Origin of the sequence: Salipiger sp. IMCC34102, from assembly GCF_004145405.1 — a bacterium.
Taxonomy (GTDB): Bacteria; Pseudomonadota; Alphaproteobacteria; order Rhodobacterales; family Rhodobacteraceae; genus Loktanella.
In genome coordinates, this window is record NZ_SELQ01000001.1 from 719,480 (window position 1) to 739,016 (window position 19,537).

Annotated in this window: 19 protein-coding genes; 10 read left to right on the plus strand and 9 right to left on the minus strand. The window is 68.3% G+C overall.

Annotated elements, in window-relative coordinates; genetic code table 11:
- The first annotated feature begins 16 nt into the window (after window positions 1-16).
- The 5 genes from EU805_RS03665 to EU805_RS03685 are packed head-to-tail and all read left to right on the plus strand — an operon-like array spanning window position 17 to window position 2,927.
- A complete protein-coding gene (locus EU805_RS03665) occupies window positions 17-430 on the plus strand; it encodes a hypothetical protein (protein ID WP_129762569.1) in 414 nt (137 codons plus the stop codon).
- Window positions 427-1,089: a MotA/TolQ/ExbB proton channel family protein gene (locus EU805_RS03670; protein WP_129762570.1), complete on the plus strand. Its 663-nt coding sequence runs from the start codon at window positions 427-429 to the stop codon at window positions 1,087-1,089. Before EU805_RS03665 ends, EU805_RS03670 begins: the two co-directional genes overlap by 4 nt.
- Window positions 1,082-1,441, plus strand: a complete 360-nt coding sequence (locus EU805_RS03675) for a biopolymer transporter ExbD (protein ID WP_129762571.1) — start codon at window positions 1,082-1,084, stop codon at window positions 1,439-1,441. The genes EU805_RS03670 and EU805_RS03675 overlap by 8 nt, the downstream gene beginning before the upstream one ends.
- Window positions 1,438-1,812, plus strand: coding sequence for a biopolymer transporter ExbD (locus tag EU805_RS03680; RefSeq protein WP_129762572.1), 375 nt, complete (start codon window positions 1,438-1,440; stop codon window positions 1,810-1,812). Before EU805_RS03675 ends, EU805_RS03680 begins: the two co-directional genes overlap by 4 nt.
- The gene (locus tag EU805_RS03685; protein ID WP_129762573.1) at window positions 1,809-2,927 is read left to right on the plus strand and encodes a TonB family protein; all 1,119 of its coding nucleotides are present in this window, start codon (window positions 1,809-1,811) and stop codon (window positions 2,925-2,927) included. Before EU805_RS03680 ends, EU805_RS03685 begins: the two co-directional genes overlap by 4 nt.
- A 33-nt stretch (window positions 2,928-2,960) precedes the next feature.
- Here the strand turns inward: EU805_RS03685 and EU805_RS03690 are convergent, their stop codons facing one another.
- Genes EU805_RS03690 through EU805_RS03715 form a run of 6 tightly spaced genes read right to left on the minus strand, consistent with a single transcriptional unit; the run spans window position 2,961 to window position 9,960 of the window.
- Complete coding sequence (locus tag EU805_RS03690; protein ID WP_129762574.1) at window positions 2,961-4,337, minus strand: MmgE/PrpD family protein; 1,377 nt, start codon at window positions 4,335-4,337, stop codon at window positions 2,961-2,963.
- A 22-nt stretch (window positions 4,338-4,359) separates the two neighbouring features.
- Window positions 4,360-5,748, minus strand: a complete 1,389-nt coding sequence (gene purB / locus EU805_RS03695) for an adenylosuccinate lyase (RefSeq protein ID WP_207208059.1) — start codon at window positions 5,746-5,748, stop codon at window positions 4,360-4,362.
- 31 nt (window positions 5,749-5,779) lie between these two features.
- On the minus strand, window positions 5,780-6,928 hold the full coding sequence (gene metC / locus EU805_RS03700; protein WP_129762734.1) for a cystathionine beta-lyase: 1,149 nt from the start codon (window positions 6,926-6,928) through the stop codon (window positions 5,780-5,782).
- Window positions 6,928-8,475 carry a tripartite tricarboxylate transporter permease gene (locus EU805_RS03705; protein WP_129762575.1) on the minus strand — a complete coding sequence of 516 codons (1,548 nt, stop codon included), beginning with the start codon at window positions 8,473-8,475 and terminating at the stop codon, window positions 6,928-6,930. The genes metC and EU805_RS03705 overlap by 1 nt, the downstream gene beginning before the upstream one ends.
- 12 nt (window positions 8,476-8,487) lie before the next feature.
- A complete protein-coding gene (locus EU805_RS03710) occupies window positions 8,488-8,955 on the minus strand; it encodes a tripartite tricarboxylate transporter TctB family protein (RefSeq protein ID WP_129762576.1) in 468 nt (155 codons plus the stop codon).
- A 57-nt stretch (window positions 8,956-9,012) separates the two neighbouring features.
- Window positions 9,013-9,960 carry a tripartite tricarboxylate transporter substrate binding protein gene (locus tag EU805_RS03715; RefSeq protein WP_129762577.1) on the minus strand — a complete coding sequence of 316 codons (948 nt, stop codon included), beginning with the start codon at window positions 9,958-9,960 and terminating at the stop codon, window positions 9,013-9,015.
- Between the two features lie 138 nt (window positions 9,961-10,098).
- Here EU805_RS03715 and EU805_RS03720 point away from each other — a divergent pair, with 138 nt between their 5' ends.
- From EU805_RS03720 to nagB, 5 genes are all read left to right on the plus strand, one after another.
- The gene (locus tag EU805_RS03720; protein WP_129762578.1) at window positions 10,099-10,974 is read left to right on the plus strand and encodes a LysR family transcriptional regulator; all 876 of its coding nucleotides are present in this window, start codon (window positions 10,099-10,101) and stop codon (window positions 10,972-10,974) included.
- Between the two features lie 190 nt (window positions 10,975-11,164).
- Entirely contained in the window at window positions 11,165-13,042 is a 1,878-nt protein-coding gene (locus tag EU805_RS03725; protein WP_129762579.1) for a glucose/sorbosone family PQQ-dependent dehydrogenase, read from the plus strand.
- A 120-nt stretch (window positions 13,043-13,162) separates the two neighbouring features.
- Window positions 13,163-14,869 carry a SulP family inorganic anion transporter gene (locus EU805_RS03730; protein WP_129762580.1) on the plus strand — a complete coding sequence of 569 codons (1,707 nt, stop codon included), beginning with the start codon at window positions 13,163-13,165 and terminating at the stop codon, window positions 14,867-14,869.
- 129 nt (window positions 14,870-14,998) lie between these two features.
- Complete coding sequence (locus EU805_RS03735) at window positions 14,999-15,391, plus strand: RidA family protein (RefSeq protein ID WP_129762581.1); 393 nt, start codon at window positions 14,999-15,001, stop codon at window positions 15,389-15,391.
- Window positions 15,366-16,178: a glucosamine-6-phosphate deaminase gene (nagB, locus tag EU805_RS03740; protein WP_242494044.1), complete on the plus strand. Its 813-nt coding sequence runs from the start codon at window positions 15,366-15,368 to the stop codon at window positions 16,176-16,178. The genes EU805_RS03735 and nagB overlap by 26 nt, the downstream gene beginning before the upstream one ends.
- Here nagB and EU805_RS03745 read toward each other — a convergent pair.
- Genes EU805_RS03745 through EU805_RS03755 form a run of 3 tightly spaced genes read right to left on the minus strand, consistent with a single transcriptional unit; the run spans window position 16,148 to window position 19,530 of the window.
- The gene (locus tag EU805_RS03745; protein WP_129762582.1) at window positions 16,148-16,888 is read right to left on the minus strand and encodes a copper homeostasis protein CutC; all 741 of its coding nucleotides are present in this window, start codon (window positions 16,886-16,888) and stop codon (window positions 16,148-16,150) included. The genes nagB and EU805_RS03745 overlap by 31 nt on opposite strands.
- Window positions 16,885-18,093, minus strand: a complete 1,209-nt coding sequence (locus EU805_RS03750; RefSeq protein ID WP_129762583.1) for an MFS transporter — start codon at window positions 18,091-18,093, stop codon at window positions 16,885-16,887. The genes EU805_RS03745 and EU805_RS03750 overlap by 4 nt, the downstream gene beginning before the upstream one ends.
- A 3-nt stretch (window positions 18,094-18,096) precedes the next feature.
- The gene (locus EU805_RS03755) at window positions 18,097-19,530 is read right to left on the minus strand and encodes a M81 family metallopeptidase (RefSeq protein ID WP_129762584.1); all 1,434 of its coding nucleotides are present in this window, start codon (window positions 19,528-19,530) and stop codon (window positions 18,097-18,099) included.
- Window positions 19,531-19,537: the final 7 nt, after the last annotated feature.

The following is a 19,537-nucleotide window of genomic DNA, read 5'->3' on the forward strand; positions in this document are numbered from 1 at the left end:
GGGCGGGAGACTTCACATGATCGATTCACGCCTGCTTTTCGCGGCTCTTGCCATCGCGGGGTCTCCCCTCGCGGCGCAGGAGGCCGCGCCTGAGGCTCCCTTGTCTGTCGCACTCGATGCGGCAGACCAGGTCGAGACCGCCTGCCGCCTGACCTTCGTCGCCAGAAACGAGGCAGAGGCGGGCGTGGAGGCGCTGGTGATCGAGACCGTCGCCTTCGATCTCGACGGTGGTGTCTCGCGGATCGCGCTCTTCGACTTCGGCGCATTGCCCGCGGGGCTGCCGCGCGTAAGGCAGTTCGATTTGCCGGATACGGACTGCGCGGCGCTGTCCAGCCTGCTCGTGAACGGCGTGCAGACCTGCGAAGGCGGTGAGGCCTGCGAGATGCCGCCCTCGGTGTCCTCTCGGATCGACCTGGAGCTTCTGGGATGACCGGGATCCTGAACGGTCTGGCCGGCATCCTCGATTTGGGCGGTCCGGTGGTGCTGATCCTCGCGGGGCTCTCCATCGTGTCGCTGGCCTTGGTCCTCTACAAGCTGTGGCAGCACGCATTGGCGCGGGTCGGGCGGCACCGGCGGCTGCGCGCGGCGCTCGATGCGCATGACGCGGGACACCGGGCCGAGGCCCTGCGCCTGAGCGACGAAAGCCGCTCGCATTTCGCCCCCCTGGTCGGTGCCGCCCTGCGCGCGCCACAGGACGCGGAGCTGCACGACCGGCTCATGGCCGAATCCGAGGCGGACCTCGCCAGGCTCGAAGGGGGCTACCGCCTTCTCGACAGCATCGCCCAAATCTCGCCGCTTCTAGGCCTGTTCGGCACGGTTCTGGGCATGATCGACGCCTTTCAGGCCCTGCAGCAGGCCGGATCTTCCGTCGATCCGTCGCTTCTGGCGGGGGGGATCTGGGTCGCGCTTCTGACCACGGCGGCGGGGCTGGCCGTCGCCATGCCGACCTCGCTCGCGCTTACCTGGCTGGAAAGCCGCACCGCCCGCGAGCGCGATTTCGCGGACCTGGCCTTCGCGCGGGTCCGCAAGTCGCGCACACAACCTGCCGATCCCGTGGGGGTGGCAGGACAGTCCCCCGCCCATGTCTAGGCGGGGGTTTCAACGACGGGCCCTGTCACTCACGCCGCTCGTCGACGTGATCTTTCTTCTGCTGCTGTTCTTCATGCTGACATCGAGCTTCTCGCGCTTCGGCGAGATCGAGATTTCCGCCGCCGCCGCGGGCACGCAAGCGGCCGGGGTCGAGGGCGCGCAGTTCCTCAGGGTCGCGGCAGAGACGTTGCGGCTTGCGGGGCGTGACGTGTCCCTCGACGCCTTGGGCGCGGCGCTCGAAGGGGAAACCGTGCTGGTCGCACTGGCCTCCGACGTCACCGCGCAACGGCTGGTCGACGTGCTGGGGACGCTGCGAGGGGTGCCGGGTCTGACGCTGCAGGTGCTGCGATGAAACGAGCCGCCCCCCGCCGCAAGCCGGAGCCGACCATAGCGCTCATCAACGTCGTCTTCCTGATGCTGGTCTTCTTCCTGGTCGCGGGCACCGTCGCACCCCCGCTGGATCCCGACCTGTCGCTGGTGAACGCGGACGACCTCGAAGGGCGCGAGCCGCCCGATGCGCTCGTCCTGTCCGCCGACGGTAGCCTCCGGTTCCGCGGCGTGCCGGTCGATCCGACCGTTTTGCCCCCGGACACCGACGATGCCACCGTGCGGATCGTCCCCGACCGCGATGTGCCGGCGAACCGCCTGATGGAGGTGACGCTGATGCTGCGCGCCGCCGGGGCGGACCGCGTGATGGTGGTGGCCGAACGGGGGCTCGAATGAGCGCTGATCGCATCCCCGTCTCTGCGGCGGTCGCGGGGCTGGCGCTGGCCGGTTCGCTCGCCGTGCATGGCGCGGGCCTGGCTTTTCGTCCGCCCGTTCCCGACGCCGAGGTCGAAGGCGGCGGCGGACAGGCCATCGCGGCCCAGGGCGTGGCCCTGCAGGATCTCGCGGCCGGTGTCGCGGCCCCCGTCGCGCCACCCACACCGGACGCCCCCGTGGCACAGACCACCCCGGACAGCGCCGTCGCGCAACCGCTGGCGGAGGCGTCCGTCCCGCCGGCCGCCCCGACACGGCCCGTGGAAGCCCCGGCCACCGAGGCGGCGGAGGCAGGCCAACCTGCCGTGACGCCCGAAACCCCGGCGGCCGAGGCCGCCACACCGGTGACGACGGCGCAGGCGGTTCTCGAGCCTGCGGCGCCCATCGCGAACGCACCTGTGGTGGGCGTCCGGCCAACCCCGCCCGCGGAGACGGTGCCGCCCGTCGCGGCCACGCCCTCCGTGCCGGAGCGTGCGACCAGCCCCAGGGTGCCGACCGAGACCATCACCGCGCGGGTCGAACACGACGGCGTCCTCGTCACCGCCAGGCCACCGGCCCGGCCCAACGGATTGCAAGCCCGCGCCACGGAACTGGCCGCACGACAGCAGGCGGAGCGGGACCGCGCGCGTGAACTTAAGCAGCAGCGTGAGCAGGACCGCCAACGCGCGGCGGCGGCAGAGGAACAGGCGGCGCAGCAGCGTGCCGCGGCGCAGCCGCAGGGAAATGCCGCCACCGATGCGCGGCGCGGCAGCGCGGGGGGGCAGTCGTCGGGAACCGCCGCGCGGTCCGGCCAGTCGCAGACGCAGGCGGCGGGCAACGCGGCCGCCTCGAACTACCCGGGCCAGGTCTACCAGCAGATCGCCCGCCAGCGGATGCCGCGTGTGTCCTCACGCGGCACGGTGCACGTCAATTTCTCCGTCGCCACCGGCGGCGGTCTTGCCGGTCTCGGGCTCGCGCAATCGTCGGGCGACCGGCGGCTGGACGATGCGGCGTTGGACCTCGTGCGTCGCGCGGCCCCGTTCCCGCCGCCGCCGGCGGGCGCGCAACGAAACTTCACCGTGCCCGTGCGCGGTCAGTAAGGGCGCGCATCTGCGCGTGAGGCTCGCGCGCCGCTAGGCGACCAGCTCGCGGGTCAGGCCCGAGATGTCTTCCAGGCTTTCCAGGGAGGCAATCTTGTCCACGATGGCCTTCGCGCGCGCCTCGGGCACGATGCCTTCGACGTTGACGCGGAACTTCTCGGCGACGTCCTCGTCCGTCAGGGGGGCGTCAGGATTGCCGCGGTTGATCGGCACCCGCTTTTCGACGGTGCGCCCGTCGGTCAGGTGCACGATCAGGTGACCGGGGAAATACTTCGGAAAGCCGGTGGTGCCTTTCTCGGCGTCCTCGTAGGTGAGCTTTCGCGCAAGGGCGAGCAGGTCATCGCGACGGATGGCGCTATCGCTGAACGAGCTTTGATCAACGGTCCCGTCGATCAGCCCGAGCGCCACGAGGTAGGGCAGGCTGAACTTGGCCCCGTAGGCGTTCGAGGGCACGTATTTCGCGTCGATCGGCTTGCAGATGAAACCGGCTGCGACCTCGTCGACGATAGCGTGGATGCCCTCGATCCGGTCGGGCGTGACCCCGTCCGCGCGCAGGGCGATGGCGCAGTCGATGGCCCCATGCGCGAAGTGGCAACAGGGATAGGGTTTGATCGACACGCGTTCCGTCTCCCAGCGGGTACCGAGATCGGCGGTGAGCGCCTGGGGCGTATGGGCCGCGACAAGACCATGGGTGTTCATCAGCCCGTTGCGCCCTTCGAACACCGTCTCGGGGCCCGTCGCCCCCGCCCGGGCGAGATAGGCCAGTTCCACCGCGGTCCGGGCGGCCCAACCGACGTGGTAGCCCTTGGAGGAGGAGTTGTTGGTCAGGAATTCGGTGATCCCCGCGGCCTGGCTTCCGCACAGGCCCAATGCGTTGGTCATCTGTTCCGGCGTCAGTCCCATCAGCCGTCCCGCGGCGGCGGTCGCGCCAAAGACACCGGCGATGGCCGTCGAGTGGAAGCCCCGGCTGTGAAAGCTGTTGCCGGAGGCGATGCCGATCCGCGCCGCGACCTCCCACCCCGCGACGAAGGCGGTCAACACGTCGCGCCCGCCCAGGCCCAGCTCTTCGCCCAGGGCCAGCACCAGCGGGGTCAGGATGGCACTGCCGTGAACGATGGAGGCCGTATGCGTGTCGTCGAAGTCGAGCACGTGGCACGCCACCCCGTTCGCCAGCGCGGCGTAGGGGGCCGAAAGGCGGACCCGGCTGCCGATCACCGGATGATCGCCCGTGGTTCCGGGTATCGCGGCGATCCCTTCCAGAGCGGTCCGGAAGTTGGGATGCCGGCTGCCCGAAAGCCCCACTCCCAGCGTATCGGTCATCAGCTGGCGCGCCCGCGCGCGCGTCGCGTCGGGCACCGCGTCGTAGGTCAGGGCGCAGACGAAGTCGGCCAGCTTGCGGGAGTAGGTCACGTGCGTTCCCCCGTCGCCGCCGTCACAGGCGCCCTTTCGAACGGACCGAATGCACCGCCCGGTCGACCAGGTTCGGCGCGTCGCCCACGTAGGTCGTGGGATCGAGAAGCGCGTCGAGTTCCGTCTCGCCCACCGCGGCGCGGATCTTGTCGTTGGCCAGCAAGGCCTCGCGGAAGTCGATGTCGGTCTCGATCCCGTGCATGGCGGCGTCGTAGACTTCCTCGTGGGCGGTCTGCTTGCCCATCTTGTCGGACAGCGCGAACATCACCCGTTCGGCCAGGGCATAGCCGCGCAGCAGGTTCAGGTTCCGGTCCATGCTGCCTTTCTTGACCTCCAGGTCGGCCAGCACGAACTTGAGGTTGTCGGTGACCACCGACAGCATCAGGCAGATCTCGGGCAGGATCTTCCATTCCATCTTCCAGACCGCGCCGTCGCGTTCGTGCTCGTGGCGCATGATGTCGGACAGCATGTTGATGTTGGACTTCAACGTGTTGCTCACCGTGACGGAGTTCTCGGTCACCGCCGGGTTGCGCTTGTGCGGCATGGTGGAAGAGCCGACCTGACCCTTGCCGAAGGGCTCGGCGATCTCGTCGATCTCGTTGTGGGCCAGCAACAGAAGCTGGTTGCCGATCTTGTTGAGCGTGGCGTTGATCCCGCCCATGACAGAGCCGAACTCGAACAGACCGTCGCGCGCCGCCTGCCAGGAGATGTCCGGCGTGCCGAGCCCCAGCCGGTCGTTGACGGCCTTCTCCATCTCGTCGGCCTTGGGACCGAAGGAGGCCTTGGTGCCGACCGCGCCGACGATGGAGCCCACGAAGACGCGCTTCTCCATGTCGTCGAGCCGTTCGAGGTGGCGGCCGATCTCCGCCAGCCAGATCGCGGTCTTGAAGCCGAAGGTGATCGGGATCGCCTGAAGCGACAGCGTCCGGCCCATCATCGGCGTGTTGCGATGCTCCTCGCTCAGGCGCAGCAGGTCGCCGGCGATGGTCTCGAGGTCGCGGCGCAGGATCTGCGTCGCGGTGCGCAACTGCAGGATCAGTCCGGTGTCCATGATGTCCTGGGTGGTGACGCCGAAGTGGACGAATTCGCCCGCACCGTTTTCGCAGGCGTGTTCCAGCGCACGCACCGTGGGCACAAGCGGGTGCTTCGTGATCTTGAGGTGGTGCAGCACGAGATCCTTGTCGATCGCGTCGTACTGCGACTTCGCCGCAATTTCCCGGGCGGCCTCGGCTGGGATCATGCCAAGGTCGCCCTGCACGAGCGCCAGGGCGGCCTCCACGTCGAGCCAGGCCTGCATCCGCGCGCGGTCGCCGAAGACGTCGCGCATCTCCTGCGTGGACCATGCATTCTTCAAAAGTTCCGAGTCAAAGACGCTCGTGCCCATGGTGTCGTTCTCCTGTGGTCTTGTCATGTCGCGCGGGGGCGCGCGGTCGTCGGTTGTGTCAGGCCCGCCCGAAGGACGCGTCGAGGTCGTCGATCAGGTCGTCCACGTGTTCGAGGCCCGCGTGAAAGCGGATCATTGGACCGCCCCTGCCCTCGGCGGGAAAGAGGCGCCCGGCATCGCCGGAGGCCGGCATCGCGAGGCTTTCGAATCCGCCCCAGGAACTGCCGACCGAGAAGAGGGCGAGCCGGTCGATGAAGCCTTCGGCATCGAAACCGTCGCGGAACAGCACGCTGAAGAGCCCGTTGCACCCGGTCGCGTCGCGGGCCCAGATCTCGGCGCCGGGATGGCCGGGCAGACCCGGATGCAGCACCTCCGTCACCTCGGGCCGTCCCTTGAACCAGATCGCGAGGGCCAGGCCGTTCGCGTCGTGGCGCTCCAGCCGCAGGCCCAGGGTGCGCAACCCGCGCAGGCAGGCGTAGGCATCGTCCGGCCCCAGCGTCTGGCCGGTCGTGGCGGTGTGCCGGCGCAAGGCGTCGACCACCGCACCGCGGGCCACGACGGCCCCCATCATGGCGTCCGCATGGCCGCCGATGTATTTCGTGCCCGCCACGATGGACAGATCGCAGCCAAGCTCCAGCGGGCGATAGAGCCAGCCCGACCCGTAGGTGTTATCGGCGGCCACGATCAGCCCCCGGTCGTGGGCATCGCGGCAAAGCGCGGGCAGGTCCATCACCTCGAATGTCTGCGACGCGGGGCTTTCGACCATCACCATGCGGGTGTTCGGCCGCGCCCAACCCGCAAGGTCGGTCGTGTCCCAGGGGAAGTAGTCGACCTCGACGCCCTGGCGGCGCAGGACCGTCTCGCAATAGCTGCGGGTGGCCGGAAAGATCGTGTCGACGACCAGCAGGTGATCCCCCGCCGAGAGGTAGGGGGTCAGCCCCCCGGCCACCGCCGCGACGCCCGTGGGGAACAGGAAACAGGCGTCGCCCCCTTCGAGGTCGCAGACCGCGGCGGCAAGCTGGTGGGCCGTCGTCGTGCCGCGCCGCCCGTAGGACAGGACGGCATCGTCGGTCTCTCGCGCGGCCTTGGTCGCGCGGTAGGAGCCCACGGTGTCGTGCAGGATGGTCGAGGCGCGGACGATCGGCGGGTTCGCCGGGCCGGGCATGGCCATCCGCCCGTAGTGGGCCAGTTTCGTTTCGCGTTTCATCACGTCTCTTCCGTTGCGTTCGTACGGGCCCGTTCGCGCAGTCCCATCAGGACCGGCACGACCCAGAGCAGGGCAGAGACCGCGATCATGCCCGCGCTGATCGGGTGGTTGACCACGTCGACGAAGACCAGCCAGTTGCCCTGCGATATGACGAGCGAGTTGTTGAGCGATGTCTCGAGTTGCGGACCCAGCACCAGTCCCAGGATCGCGGGGCCGAGTGGGATGCTGGCCAGTCGCATGACGTAGGCCACGACCCCCGCGACGAGGGCCACCCACATGTTGAAGATGTTGGCGCCGTCCGAATAGGCGCCCAGCAGGCAGAGCAGGGCGATGACGCCGACCATGGCCTCCTTGCGGATCGCGAAGATCGAGCGCGAAACGGTGCGCAGCACGACCCATGCGACCGGCCACATGAAGAGGTTGGCCACCAGGAAGGCCACGATGATCATCCAGGCGATGTCGCCGTGCTGGGTGAACAAGAGCGGGCCGGGCACCATGCCGTGCAGCGCCAGCGCGCCGATGAACAGCGCTGAGGTCGAGTTGCCGGGAATGCCGAGCGACAGGAGCGGCACCATGGAACTGGCGGTCACGGCGTTGTTGGCGGCCTCGGGGGCTGCGATTCCTTCGGGGGCGCCTTCGCCCCATTCGGATTCGCCCTCACGCCCGCGGAACAGGCGGCGGAAGCGGCGGGCGGCCTGGTCGTAGGCCAAGAAGATCGCCATGAGCATGCCGGCCCCGGGCAGCATGCCGATCAGGTTTCCGATTAGAGAGCTTTGCCCCCAGACCGGGGCGAGCCGGCGCATCATGCGGCCCGAGATCTTCAGCGATCCGATCGCGGGCAGGGCCGTGGGGGTCTCGTCCTCGGACCGCGATTGCAGGATGTCCGCCATCAGATCCAGCATGGCGGCGATGCCGAAGAGGCCGACGAGCAACGGCACGAAGGGGATGCCCTCGATCAGGTTCACGTTGCCGAAGACGTAGCGGGGCGCCCCGGTCATCGGGCTGAAGCCCACGGTCGCGATCAACAGGCCGATCAGGGCCGCGATGCATCCCTTGAGCACGTTGCCCCGCAGCAGGCCCACGACGCTGGAGATCCCCAGGACGGCGAGCGCGAAGTTCTCGACGTAGCCGAAGCGCAGCGCCACCATCGCGAGCGACGGCGCAAAGAGAAGCAGGACGATGGAACTGAGCAACCCGCCCACGACGGAGGAGGTGATCGCGATGGACAGCGCCTGTCCGGCGAATCCCTTGCGTGCCATGGCGTTGCCGTCCTCGGCCGTCAGCAGCGACGACGCCGTGCCCGGGACCTTGATGACGATCGCGGGGATCGCACCACCGGTCGCCGCGGCGCAGTAGACGCCCACCATGAGCGCAAGGGCCTGATCGGTCGGCATCGAGAACGAGAAGGGGATGAAGACGGCGAAGGCGATGTTGTCGTTGATGCCCGGGATCGAGCCGACCACCATTCCGGCGAAGACCCCGATCAGCAACATCAGCACGACCACCGGATTGGCGAGCGTCTGGAACCCCAGTGCGATCAATTCCATTTCATCGCCCCCTTACAGCACCCAGGGTGCGATCGTCTGGGGCAGGCGCACGCCCAGGCCTTCGACGAATGCGAGGTATCCCCCCGCGGTGATCAGCGCGGCGTAGAGCGCGCTTCTTGCAAGCGGGCGCACGCCGCACAGCGTCAGGAAGGCAAGCTGCAGCAGCATCGTCGGGACGACGAAACCCAGCCCGCTCGCCAGCGCATAGATCCACAGCACGATGCACACCGTCGCAAGGGCTGCGACCTTCGCAGGCAAGGCGAAGGGAACGTGCTTGGGGGCGGAGGAGGCCGCGACCCGGATGATCAGTCCGGCGCCGAAGACGCCCAGCAGGACCGCGAGCACCAGCGGGTAGCTGCGGGAGATGGGGTCGAACGCGGCGGCGCGCGTGGCCGCCGCCCCTGCGAAGATCACCAGTGCGATCCCGATCCATGTATCGCTGTGGGCAAGGATGCCCTTGGGTGTCGTGGGTCGTGTCATGTCACCGTCCCGAAAAGCGGCAGGGCCCCCTGCCGGAAGCAGGGGGCCCGAGTAAGGTTACTGGCCGAGGCCCGCTTCCTCGATGATGGCGGAGGTCTGCTCGGCGTAGCTGTTCACCACGGTCTCGAAGCTGGCCGCGTCGCGAAAGACCGGATCGTAACCCGCGGCTTCCATCTTCTCGATGTAGGCGGGTGTTTCGTAGACGGCCTGCATCAGGTCGGACAGTTCCTGCACGACCTCGTCAGAGGTGCCTTCTGGAACGGCCCAGCCGCGGAAGGTGGCCCAGATCGGGATGTCGATGCCGGCCTCCTCGAAGGTGGGCACGTCCGGGAAATTCTCGTCGCGCTCTTCGGAGGCGACGGCCAGGATGCGCACGCCGGCGCCAACCTGGCCCGCAGCTTCGCCCATCGGCCAGAGAGCCGCGTCGGCATGGCCGCCCGCGATCGCCTGCAGCTGACCGCCGAAGCCCTTGGTCGGGATGTAATTGAAGTCGATGTCGGTGACACGTTCGATGGCCAGGCCCGACATGTGGTGCGAGGTCGCGATGCCCGCGACGACGACGTTCATCGTCTGCTCCTCGGCCGCGGCCAGGAATTCCTCGGCCGTCTGGTAGGGCGAATTCGCCGGAACCGCGATCACCTCGGGATCGAGGTTATAAAGCGCGACCGGACGGAAGTCGGAGACCGCGTAGGTGGCGCCCTTCATCTGCGGGTTGGTCACGACCGAGCTGGTCATGGCAAGGACGGTGTAGCCGTCGGGCTGGGCCATCGACACGGCCGTCTGGCCCACGACGCCGCCACCGCCCGCGCGGTTGACCACGTTGATGGTCGCCCCGTCGAGGAGGGTATTGGCGGTTTCGGCGATGATGCGCGAGGTGACGTCCACCGACCCGCCGGGATCGAAGGGAACGACGAGGTCGATATCGCCCTCGGGGTAGGATTGGGCGAGGACCGGCGCGGCGGCGACCATGGTCGCTGCGATTGCGGTAAAGCGGAGGTGTTTCATCGGTGACTCCTATGTCGGTTGCATGCGCCCTTCTTGAGAAAAGGGTTCGTTTTCAAGTCGGGATACCCAATCTGTAGCCATTGCGATAATTAATAATTTTGTTGCATTGATAAGGTAAGCTGAACCATTGTCAGTCTCATGCGCCCCGACCTGCAGATTTCCCAGCTCAAGACCCTGATCGCCATCGACCAGCATGGCAGCTTCACCGCCGCCGCCAGCAAGCTCGGTCGGTCGCAATCGGCGATAACGCAGCAAATGCAGGCGCTCGAAGAAGCGGTGGGCCGGCCGATCTTCATGACCGTCGGGCGCACCCGGCAATTCACCGACGCGGGTCGCGCCTTGCTTGTGCATGCCCAGGAAATCATCGCGATGTGCAGCCACGCGGTCGCCGCGGCAGAGCGCAGTCACGGAACCGGCATCGTGCGGCTGGGCGCGCCACTCGAGATCGCGAACGCGATCCTGCCCGGAATCATGCGCGAATACGCCCGGATCTGGCCATCCAGCCGAATCGTCCTGACCATCGACCGCAGTCGCAGGCTGATGGAGCTGCTGGAGGACGGCGGGCTCGACCTGAGCCTGAGCACCTGGCGGATGGGCAGCCGGGAGGGCACGCTTCTCAAGCTGCTCCGCGTGCACTGGATCGCGGCGAAGGACTGGGTCCTGCCCCGGAACGAACCGCTTCCGCTGGTCCTGACCGACGAGCCCAGCATGTTCCGCAGGATCGGGCTGAACGCGCTCGACCTCGCGGGGATGCCCCATTACGAGCGGCTGACCACGCACAGCCCCGCCGGTGTCCGCTTCGCCGTGGAAGCGGGGCTTGGCATCACGCCACGCACGCTGAGCGCCTTCCGTGCGGACGTTCAGATCCTGGGGCCGGAGGTGGGGCTGCCGTCATTGCCGCGGGTATCCTACTACCTGCATCGCGCGATCACGCCGGGAAGCCGTCAGGTCGACGATCTTCACGAGATCATGGGAAACCACGAGCTGACCGGCCGGGACCCGGCAACCGATTGAGCCTGGCCCGCCTTGGCGCTCGGCAGGTCGTTCGGCCTCAAACGACCGGGGGCAAGCGGGAACATGACCTGTCGTCGGATCAAAGATCGTAAACTTATGGAACAGTCCCTCCACCGTGGCGGTTGCTCTGGTGACGCCCGTGGCATACCGCCCCCGCGACATTCAAATACCGACATCACGGAGACTTCCGATGACCTCCCCCTCCTTCCTCCGCCCCCGCGCCGCCACCGGCGGTGTCCTTGGCGGCACACTCGTCGCGGCCTTGGCCCTCGGTGCCGGCATGGCCTCCGCCCAGGTCACACCGGTCGAGATCGAAACCGGCGACAACGGCCTCTTCTCCAGCCGCGTGCTGGCCGTGGGGCTCGATAATCCCTGGGCCATGCGCTGGGGCCCCGACGACATGATCTGGCTGACCGAGCGGACAGCGGGCGAAGTCACCCGCGTCGATCCGACCTCGGGCGAGCAGCAGGTTCTGCTGACGCTTGACGACGTCTACACCGGCCCGCAGCACGAAGGTCTTCTGGGTCTCGCCCTGCACCCCGAACTGATGCAGGACACCGGCAACGATTACGTCTACATCGGCTACACCGTGAACAACGGCAGTGCTGACGAACCCGACCCGGCGGCGCAGATCGTGCGCTTCACCTACGATCCGGATCTGCAGCAGCTGGTCGATAAGACGATCCTCGTCGAAGGCATGCCCGCGGGCAACGACCACAACGCCGGCCGCGTGGTCTTCGGCCCCGACGACAAGCTCTACTATTCCATCGGCGAGCAGGGTCACAACTTCGGGCGCAACCTGCGCAAGCCGAACCTCGCCCTCGTGCTGCCGACCTCGGAAGAGATCGAGGCGCAGAACTGGCGCACCTACTCGGGCAAGATCCTGCGGTTGAACCTCGACGGGTCGATCCCCGAGGACAACCCCGAGATCGAGGGTGTCCGCAGCCACATTTACAGCTACGGTCACCGCAACCCGCAAGGCCTTGCCTTCGGCGAAAACGGCACGCTCTACGAATCCGAGCACGGCCCCGCGACCGACGACGAGCTCAACGTCATCGAGGCCGGCGGCAACTACGGCTGGCCGCGTATCGCGGGCCGTCAGGACAACGAGAACTACGTCTACATCAACTGGAGCGAAGCCCCCGAGGACGTCGACCAGAACACCGATCCGCTGCCGGATTCGGTCCCGCAATTCGAGGAAGACAGCTACGAGCAGGACACGATCCCGCCGCTTGCGACCTATTTCACCGTGGCTGACGACTACCCCATCGGCGAGATCTGCGGCTACATCTGCGATCCGACCATCGCGCCTTCCTCGGTCCTGCCCTACCAGGCGGGCGAGAACGGCATCGCGGAGTGGGACAACTCCGTCCTTCTGCCGACGCTCAAGCATGGCACGCTCTACGTCCAGCAGCTGTCGGAGGACGGGTTGCAGGCCGAAGGTGATCCGGTGGCTTGGCTGTCGACCCAGAACCGCTATCGCGACGTGCTGGTCGCGCCCGACGACAACCGCGTCTTCATCGCGACCGACGCCTTCGGGTCGGCCGCGCAGAAATTCGGCGACGGTCTGAACACCTCGATCCTGCACAACCCGGGCTCGATCCTGCTGTTCACCTACGGCGAAGGCGGCGGCTCCGACATGAGCGCGACGCCCGCACCGCAGACCGTGGACGAAGCCCGCGCCGGGGGCGTGTCGGACGATACACCGCAGGAGTTCGAGGATCCGAACACCGGCAAGGTCGCCGATGCGGAGCCGGATGTCGGCGTGACCGCCAGTGACGACGTGACCGAGGTCGCGGCCCGCGGTGCACCGCTCTATGCGCAGACCTGTGCCACCTGCCATGGCCCCAACGGCGAGAATGCCTCTGCCGCGGTCCTGGCCGAGAACGAGAAGCTCGGCTCCGTCGACTACGTGGCCTCCACGCTGGTGCACGGGTTCGGTTACATGCCCGCCTTCGGGTCGCAACTGACCGACACAGAAATCGCCGAGATCGGCACCTACATCCGCAACAGCTGGGGCAACGACCACGGTCTGCTGACGGACGAGGACGTCGCCCAGGCGCGCTGAACCTGACCACCGACCCCCGGGCGTGACCGTCCGGGGGTCGTGTCGTCGCAAGGTGATACAACCCGCCGCGGTCTGCATTGCCCTCTCGCCCTTCCGCCGTTTCCGGGTAGACTGCCCAGAATGAGCGGACGGCTTTCCAGGATCACCGATGCTTTGCGGCCCGCCTGGCTTTCGGGCTACGACGGGTCGGCCTTCGGGCGGGATGCGCTTGCCGGGGCGGTCCTGAGCATTCTGCTCATTCCGCAGGCCATGGCCTACGCACAGCTTGCCGGCCTCAGCCCCGGGGTCGGGTTGCTGACGGCGATGGTGGCACCGCTCATCTACGCGGCCATCGGGCGCAGCGCGTCGGTCTCGATGGGGCCCGTGGCGCTGGCCTCGCTCCTGGTGGCCGACGCGGTAACGGACTTCGACGTCGGCCTCTCCGCCGCGGTGGCGATCGTCGCGATCGAGGCCGGGGCGATGCTGGCGCTCCTGGCGCTCTTCCGCATGGGACGGCTGGTCAACTTCATCAGCGAACCGGCCCTTCTGGGCTTCACCGCCGCCGCGGCGGTTTTGATCGCGGGCAGCCAGCTGGGCGGCCTTTCGGGGATCGAGGCGGCCCGGGCGGGCACCCTGCAGGACACGCTTCACGGCCTTTGGCGCGCGGGGGATCCGCATTTGCCGACCTTGCTTCTGGGTCTTGGCGCGCTCGCCGGGTTCGTGCTGGGCGAGCCGCTTATGCGGCGCCTGGCACTGGTGTTGCGACTGACCGGGACGGCGCGGTTGGCGGTGATGAAATCGGCCACGCTGGTGGTCATCGTGCTGGCCTCGATCGCGGCCTTGGCGCTGCCGGAGGTGTCGCGGATCACCGCCCCCGAAAGCGCCTTGCCGCAACTCGTTCTGCCGATGGCCCCGCCGTCGGTCTGGATCGGCCTGCTGCTGCCCAGCCTGACCGTGGCGATCGTCGTCTTCGTCACCGGAACCGCCGTGGCCAAGTCGCTGTCGGCGCGGCGCAGGCAGGCCTTCAGTTCCAACGCCGAGGCGGCGGCGATCGGGGTCGCGAGCATCGCCTGCGGTGTCACCGGGGGATACGCGCCCGGGGTCAGCCTGTCGCGGTCCGCGCTGGTACACGACGTGGGCGCGCGCTCGCCGTTGTCCTCCGCGATGGCGGCGCTGATCGTGGTGCCGGTGACGCTTTTCGGCGGGGCGCTCCTGGCGCAATTGCCCGTCGCGGTCCTCTCGGCACTGGTCATCAGCGCCGTCGTCGGCCTCGTGCGGGAGCGCGACATCCGCGAGGTCGCGCGCCACAGCCGGTTGGAGAGCCTGGTGATCGGAGCGACTTTCCTGGCCACGATCGTCCTGGGTGTGACCTGGGGCCTGCTGGCCGGCGCCGTGGCGGGGATCTTCAGCTTCTTGTGGTCCTCCTCCCTGCCGCGGATCACCCGCGAAGGGCGGGACCCGAACGCGGGTCCCGACATCTACCGCTCGATCGACCGCGACGCGGTGGAGACCGATACGGGCGATCTGCTGGTGCTGCGTATCGACCGGCCGCTCTATTTCGGCAACACCGGCTACGCCGAGGAACAGGTCGGCCGGATCGTCGCCGCACACCCGAAGGCGAAGACGCTCGTTCTGGACATGCGCGCCGTGACGGATGTCGATGCCACCGGTTTGCGGATGCTGACACGGCTTCTGGACGGGATCGAGGACATGAAGCTGCGGGTGGTCTTCGCCTCGTTGCAGACCCCCCTGCGCGAGGCGCTGTCGGGCCAGAAACACATCCGGCGCTGCGCCCATTACGACACCGTCGGCGCGGCGGTCACCGATCTACGCTCGGACGACAGGTGAGTGCACCGGTCGCGGTCGCACGACTGCCGGAACAGCCGTCTTCCGGGGGCCAAAACGGCCGTCTGCGCTTGTATCCCGCGTCGCGGCATGGGACCTTGAACGCAGCAATACAAGGCAGAAGGTCCCGTCATGTCACAACAACGTCTGATCCGTTACGATACCGCAGATGCGCAGGCGGGCGGGCAGAAGCGCCCCTTCGCCAAGGCGGTCCGGGCGGGCGACTACGTCCACGTCTCCGGCCAGGTGCCGACGGTCGACGGAGAGGTCGTGACCGGCGGGATCGTGGCGCAGACCGAACAGGTCATGGCCAACATCATCGAGGTGCTGGCGCTGGCCGACTGCGGCTTGGAAGACGTGGTCAAGGTGAACTGCTGGCTCGACGACGCGCGGGACTTCTCGTCCTTCAACGCGGTCTTCGCCAAGCATTTCGGGCCGAACCCACCGGCGCGCTCGACGGTGGAATCGCGCCTGATGGTCGATGCGAAGGTGGAAATCGATGTCCTCGCCTGGAAGCCTGTCTGAGCCCGCCATGAAGATCCTGATCCACCAGACCAGGGCGCTTGCGACCGACTGCGCCGCCAGCCTGATCGCCGCGCGCCTGAACCGGCAACCGGACACGGTCCTGGGACTGGCCACGGGCGGCACGATGGAGATGGTCTATGCCGACCTCATCGCGCGCCACCGGGCGGGGAAGGTCAGTTTCGCGCAGGCGACGTCGTTCAACCTCGACGAATATGTCGGGCTGGCGGGTACGCATCGCTGTTCCTACCGGCATTACATGCGTGAAAAGCTGTTCGACCACGTGGACATGGATCCCGCGCGCGCCTTCCTTCCGCAAGGCGACGCGCCCGATGCGGAGGTCGAGGCCGCGCGCTACGAGGCCGCGATCGCGGCGGCGGGCGACATCGGTCTGCAACTGCTGGGCCTTGGATTGAACGGGCACATCGGCTTCAACGAGCCCACGTCAAGCCTGTCGTCGCTCACCCGGATCAAGACGCTGACGCGCTCGACGCGGGAGGCCAACGCCCGCTTCTTCGATGATCCAAAGGACGTGCCACGGCTGGCGATCACCATGGGGATCGGAACGATCCTGCGCGCGCAGGAGGTCGTCCTGCTGGCCTATGGTGCCGAGAAGGCGGATGTCGTGGCCCGCATGATCGAGGGGCCGGTGGCGGCGGCTTGCCCTGCCTCGGCGCTGCAGATGCACCGCAAGGTGACGATTGTGCTGGACGAGGCCGCGGCGAGCGCACTGGAGTTGCGCGACTACTACGAACAGGTTCACCCGCGGGTGGAAAACGCCTCGAGCTGATCCAGCGCGCGGCGCAGGGCTGCGACCGTATCGCGGTCGGTCGTCCGCGCGCCGGGGGGCTGGAAGCCGAAGTCCGCGACGCCCGGGTGGGATGGCGGCGGCGCGGGCAGGCTGCAGGAGGCGTGGACCTCCGTCAGGGTCAGGCGGCTTGCCAGCAGTGGAAGCGTGGCGACCGAGACGCCACCGCCCGGCATGACCGTCATTTCGGGGGCCGCGGCCTGCATCATCGCCAGCCGGTCGAGGCCTTGTGCGGCACTTCTCGCTCCGCCGGACGACAGCACCCGGCGGATGCCGAGCGCCTGGCACAGCGCCAGCGCCTCCGCCGGGTCGGGGGTAAGGTCGATGGCGCGGTGCAGCGTGATGTCGAGACCTCGGGCCGCCTCGGCGAGCGATGCGAGCGTCACCGGATCGAGACGCCCGTCGGGCAGGGAGGCCCCCATGACCACGCCGGAAAGGCCGGCGTCGCGCACGGCTGCGATCTCGGCCAGCATGGCGTCTCGTTCCTCCGCTGACCAGACGAAGTCGCCCGCGCGGGGGCGGATCATTGCCATCACGGGCCTGCCGCACCGGGCGGCGAGGGCGATCAACCCCGCGCTGGGCGACAGCCCGCCGAGGCCCAGCGCCGCGCAGAGCTCCAGCCGGTCGGCCCCGCCGTCCACCGCGGCCGCGATCCCGGCGGGGTCGTCGACGCAGACTTCCAGCGCGATCATCCGGTGCGTCTTTCCAGCGCGAGCAGCAACGCCGCCCCGGCGACCCCGGCGATGCCGCCCAGAACCGATGCGGTGCCGTAGCCGCCCACCGCCGTGCCGAGCGCGAAGATCCCCGACCCCAGTGCCGCCCCGAGGAACATGTTCACCGCGATGAGCGAAGCCGACAGGCCCGGCCGGTTGGCGATCAGATCGAGCAGGTAGCTGATGGGCAGAGAGATGATCCCCGCTGCCGCGATGCCCGCGACGACGCTCGCCGCGTAGACGTGCCATGGGGCCGAAGCCATGGCGATCGCCGCGAGATAGACGAGATAGAGCAAAGCCGAGATGGCCAGCGCCGTCGTCAGGTGGATACGGCGCACGGCACTGGCCCAGGCGATCATGAAGATGACCTCGAGCACCGCGACGAGCCCCACCAGAAAGCCGATGTCGGAGGCCGCACCGTTCGCCCGCCCGGTCACGATCAACGGCAGGACGGTGGCGTTGACGGTCAGCACCTGCGTGATCAGCGCGATACCCGCGATGCGCAGGGTCATGCCCCAGGACAGCACGCTGATCAAATCCGGCAGCATCGCCGGACGCGGGCCAGGGGCCTGCGCGGGCCCGGCCTTGGGTTCGGTGTCGGATTTCACGCCAAGCAGGATCGTCAGCACGCAGGCCAGCCCCACGAGGGCTGCGATCCCGTAGGCGTCGATCATGCTCTCCCGGCGGGCAAGGTAGAGGCCGACGATGCCGGGAACCAGCACCCAGGACAGCGAGATCATCATGCGCATCAGCGCGTTGGCTATGGCCGCCTCGTCCGGGGCGAAGTCGGAGGTCTGCGCGCGGACGTTGCCGAAAAGCAGCGAGTTCGTGGCATGGAACAGCGCCAGCGGCCCGATGAGCGCGATGGCGAAGGTCGCTTGCGACGGGTAGAGCCAGACCATGCCGTAGCCCACGAAGCCGAAGCTCGCCATGACGATGAGCGGGGTGCGGTAGCTTTGCGCGCGATCCGACAGGTAGCCGGTTCCGACCGCGATCAGCACCTGGAACACGGCGCCGACCAGGGCCACCGCCGCGTAGGCGGCGTCGGACAGGCCCAACTCCCGGATGCCGATGACCGACTGGTAGGGCGAGGTGGCCGCCCCGGCGAACCCGTAGAGGAAGATCGCCGCCGCCGAGGCGCGCACGACCGCACGATCGCGCAGGATGGAGAGCCAGGCGTTCACGGATCAGCCGGTGAACCGGGCGGAAACCTCGGCCTTCGGCGTGTAGTGCGCGCGGTCCTCGAAGGGCAGGGTGCCCTTGGCGCGCAACCGGTTGGGCAGGCGCGGAATGTCCTGGTTGATGACCCCGTCGGTCAGCGCCATCAGGCTGGGGTCGGCCAGCGGCGCAAGTTCGGGCGACAGGTAGCCGGATTTCACGACCAGCAGCGATACGGCCGCCGGGTCGAGCCCCAGGATCTCGAAGTCCGAGATGTTGTGATAGGGGCGCCGCCGCGCGGCCAGGACGAGGGTGATGCCGTCTATGCGCACGACCGTCTGCCGTTCCGCAGGGTCGGTGTCGTCAAGCAGTGTCACGACGCGGGCGGTCGTCTCGACCGTGACGCCGGCGGGGTCGAGCGTGCCGCCGATCTTCAAGGCCAGCGTCGCGCCTTCCCCGGCGGCGAAGCACTGCTCGACCGCCGCCCGGTCGGTGATCCCGGCCACCAGCGCATCTTGCCAACCGGCGGCGATCAGGGCGGCCAGCACGTCGCCGCGGTCGCCCACGCCACCGCCGGTCGGGTTGTCGCCGCTGTCGGCCAGGATCACGGGGCCTGTCGTGGCCTTGGCCGCGATGTCCAGCATCTCGTCCAGCGGGCCGGTGGTGGGGCCGAAGCGGAAGTCGTCCCGCGCGTCCCAGAAATCCTGCGCGATGCGTTCCCCGGCGCGGGTCGCCGCCTTCTTGTCCGTACCGGTCACGACGGCGCAGGCGGTGGCGCGCGGCTCGTCCGCCCAGACGTAGCCGATCATCAGATCTGTCCGCCAGACGTCGTCGCTTTCTAGCTTCGGAAGATCGGCGTAGAGCCTGCGGGCCGGTTCGTCCTCGGTCGAGGACCGTTCGCCGGGCAGAAGATGCGGGACCGGCACGCGGACGACGCCCGGACGGGTCCCGTCCTTCAGCGCGCGCGTCAGCATCTCGACGGAGGCGGTCATCGTCTCGGCGATGTCGATATGCGGGGCCGTGCGGTAGGCCGCGAAGATGTCGATCTGGTCGACGATCTTTTGCGACACGTTGCCGTGCAGGTCGTAGCTGCAGGCGATCAGCATGTCCGGGCCGACCGCCTCGCGCACGGCGGCGATCCAGTCGCCCTCGGCGTCCCACATGCCGTCGACATGCATGGCCCCGTGCATCGCGAGGTAGACGGCATCGACCGGCTGGGCCGCGTCCAGCCGATCCAGGAACTCCGCCTTGAAGAGATCATAGGTCGACCGGGCAAGCGGCCCGCCCGCGACGGCGCGGGCATGAACCAGCGGTACGAAGTCGGCATCGAAGGCCTTGAGGAAGTCGAAGTGCGGGGACGCCGGCAACTCGTCCCCGCGGACGACGCGGAAATCCTCTGGTTGCATCAGGACGGGCGAATAGGTCGAGCATTCGGTATGAATGCCGCCGACGGCGATACGCATGGGGATC

Bases quoted from the DNA above. Each gene is read 5' to 3' on its own strand.
- EU805_RS03705 (WP_129762575.1), bottom strand. From the start codon at position 8,475: ATGGAATTGATCGCACTGGGGTTCCAGACGCTCGCCAATCCGGTGGTC.
- EU805_RS03725 (WP_129762579.1), top strand. From the start codon at position 11,165: ATGACCTCCCCCTCCTTCCTCCGCCCCCGCGCCGCCACCGGCGGTGTC.
- EU805_RS03755 (WP_129762584.1), bottom strand. From the start codon at position 19,530: ATGCGTATCGCCGTCGGCGGCATTCATACCGAATGCTCGACCTATTCG.
- EU805_RS03670 (WP_129762570.1), top strand. From the start codon at position 427: ATGACCGGGATCCTGAACGGTCTGGCCGGCATCCTCGATTTGGGCGGT.
- metC (WP_129762734.1), bottom strand. From the start codon at position 6,928: ATGAAACGCGAAACGAAACTGGCCCACTACGGGCGGATGGCCATGCCC.
- EU805_RS03675 (WP_129762571.1), top strand. From the start codon at position 1,082: ATGTCTAGGCGGGGGTTTCAACGACGGGCCCTGTCACTCACGCCGCTC.
- EU805_RS03745 (WP_129762582.1), bottom strand. From the start codon at position 16,888: ATGATCGCGCTGGAAGTCTGCGTCGACGACCCCGCCGGGATCGCGGCC.
- EU805_RS03735 (WP_129762581.1), top strand. From the start codon at position 14,999: ATGTCACAACAACGTCTGATCCGTTACGATACCGCAGATGCGCAGGCG.
- EU805_RS03715 (WP_129762577.1), bottom strand. From the start codon at position 9,960: ATGAAACACCTCCGCTTTACCGCAATCGCAGCGACCATGGTCGCCGCC.
- purB (WP_207208059.1), bottom strand. From the start codon at position 5,748: ATGACAAGACCACAGGAGAACGACACCATGGGCACGAGCGTCTTTGAC.
- EU805_RS03680 (WP_129762572.1), top strand. From the start codon at position 1,438: ATGAAACGAGCCGCCCCCCGCCGCAAGCCGGAGCCGACCATAGCGCTC.
- EU805_RS03710 (WP_129762576.1), bottom strand. From the start codon at position 8,955: ATGACACGACCCACGACACCCAAGGGCATCCTTGCCCACAGCGATACA.
- EU805_RS03665 (WP_129762569.1), top strand. From the start codon at position 17: ATGATCGATTCACGCCTGCTTTTCGCGGCTCTTGCCATCGCGGGGTCT.
- EU805_RS03720 (WP_129762578.1), top strand. From the start codon at position 10,099: ATGCGCCCCGACCTGCAGATTTCCCAGCTCAAGACCCTGATCGCCATC.
- nagB (WP_242494044.1), top strand. From the start codon at position 15,366: ATGTCCTCGCCTGGAAGCCTGTCTGAGCCCGCCATGAAGATCCTGATC.
- EU805_RS03730 (WP_129762580.1), top strand. From the start codon at position 13,163: ATGAGCGGACGGCTTTCCAGGATCACCGATGCTTTGCGGCCCGCCTGG.
- EU805_RS03685 (WP_129762573.1), top strand. From the start codon at position 1,809: ATGAGCGCTGATCGCATCCCCGTCTCTGCGGCGGTCGCGGGGCTGGCG.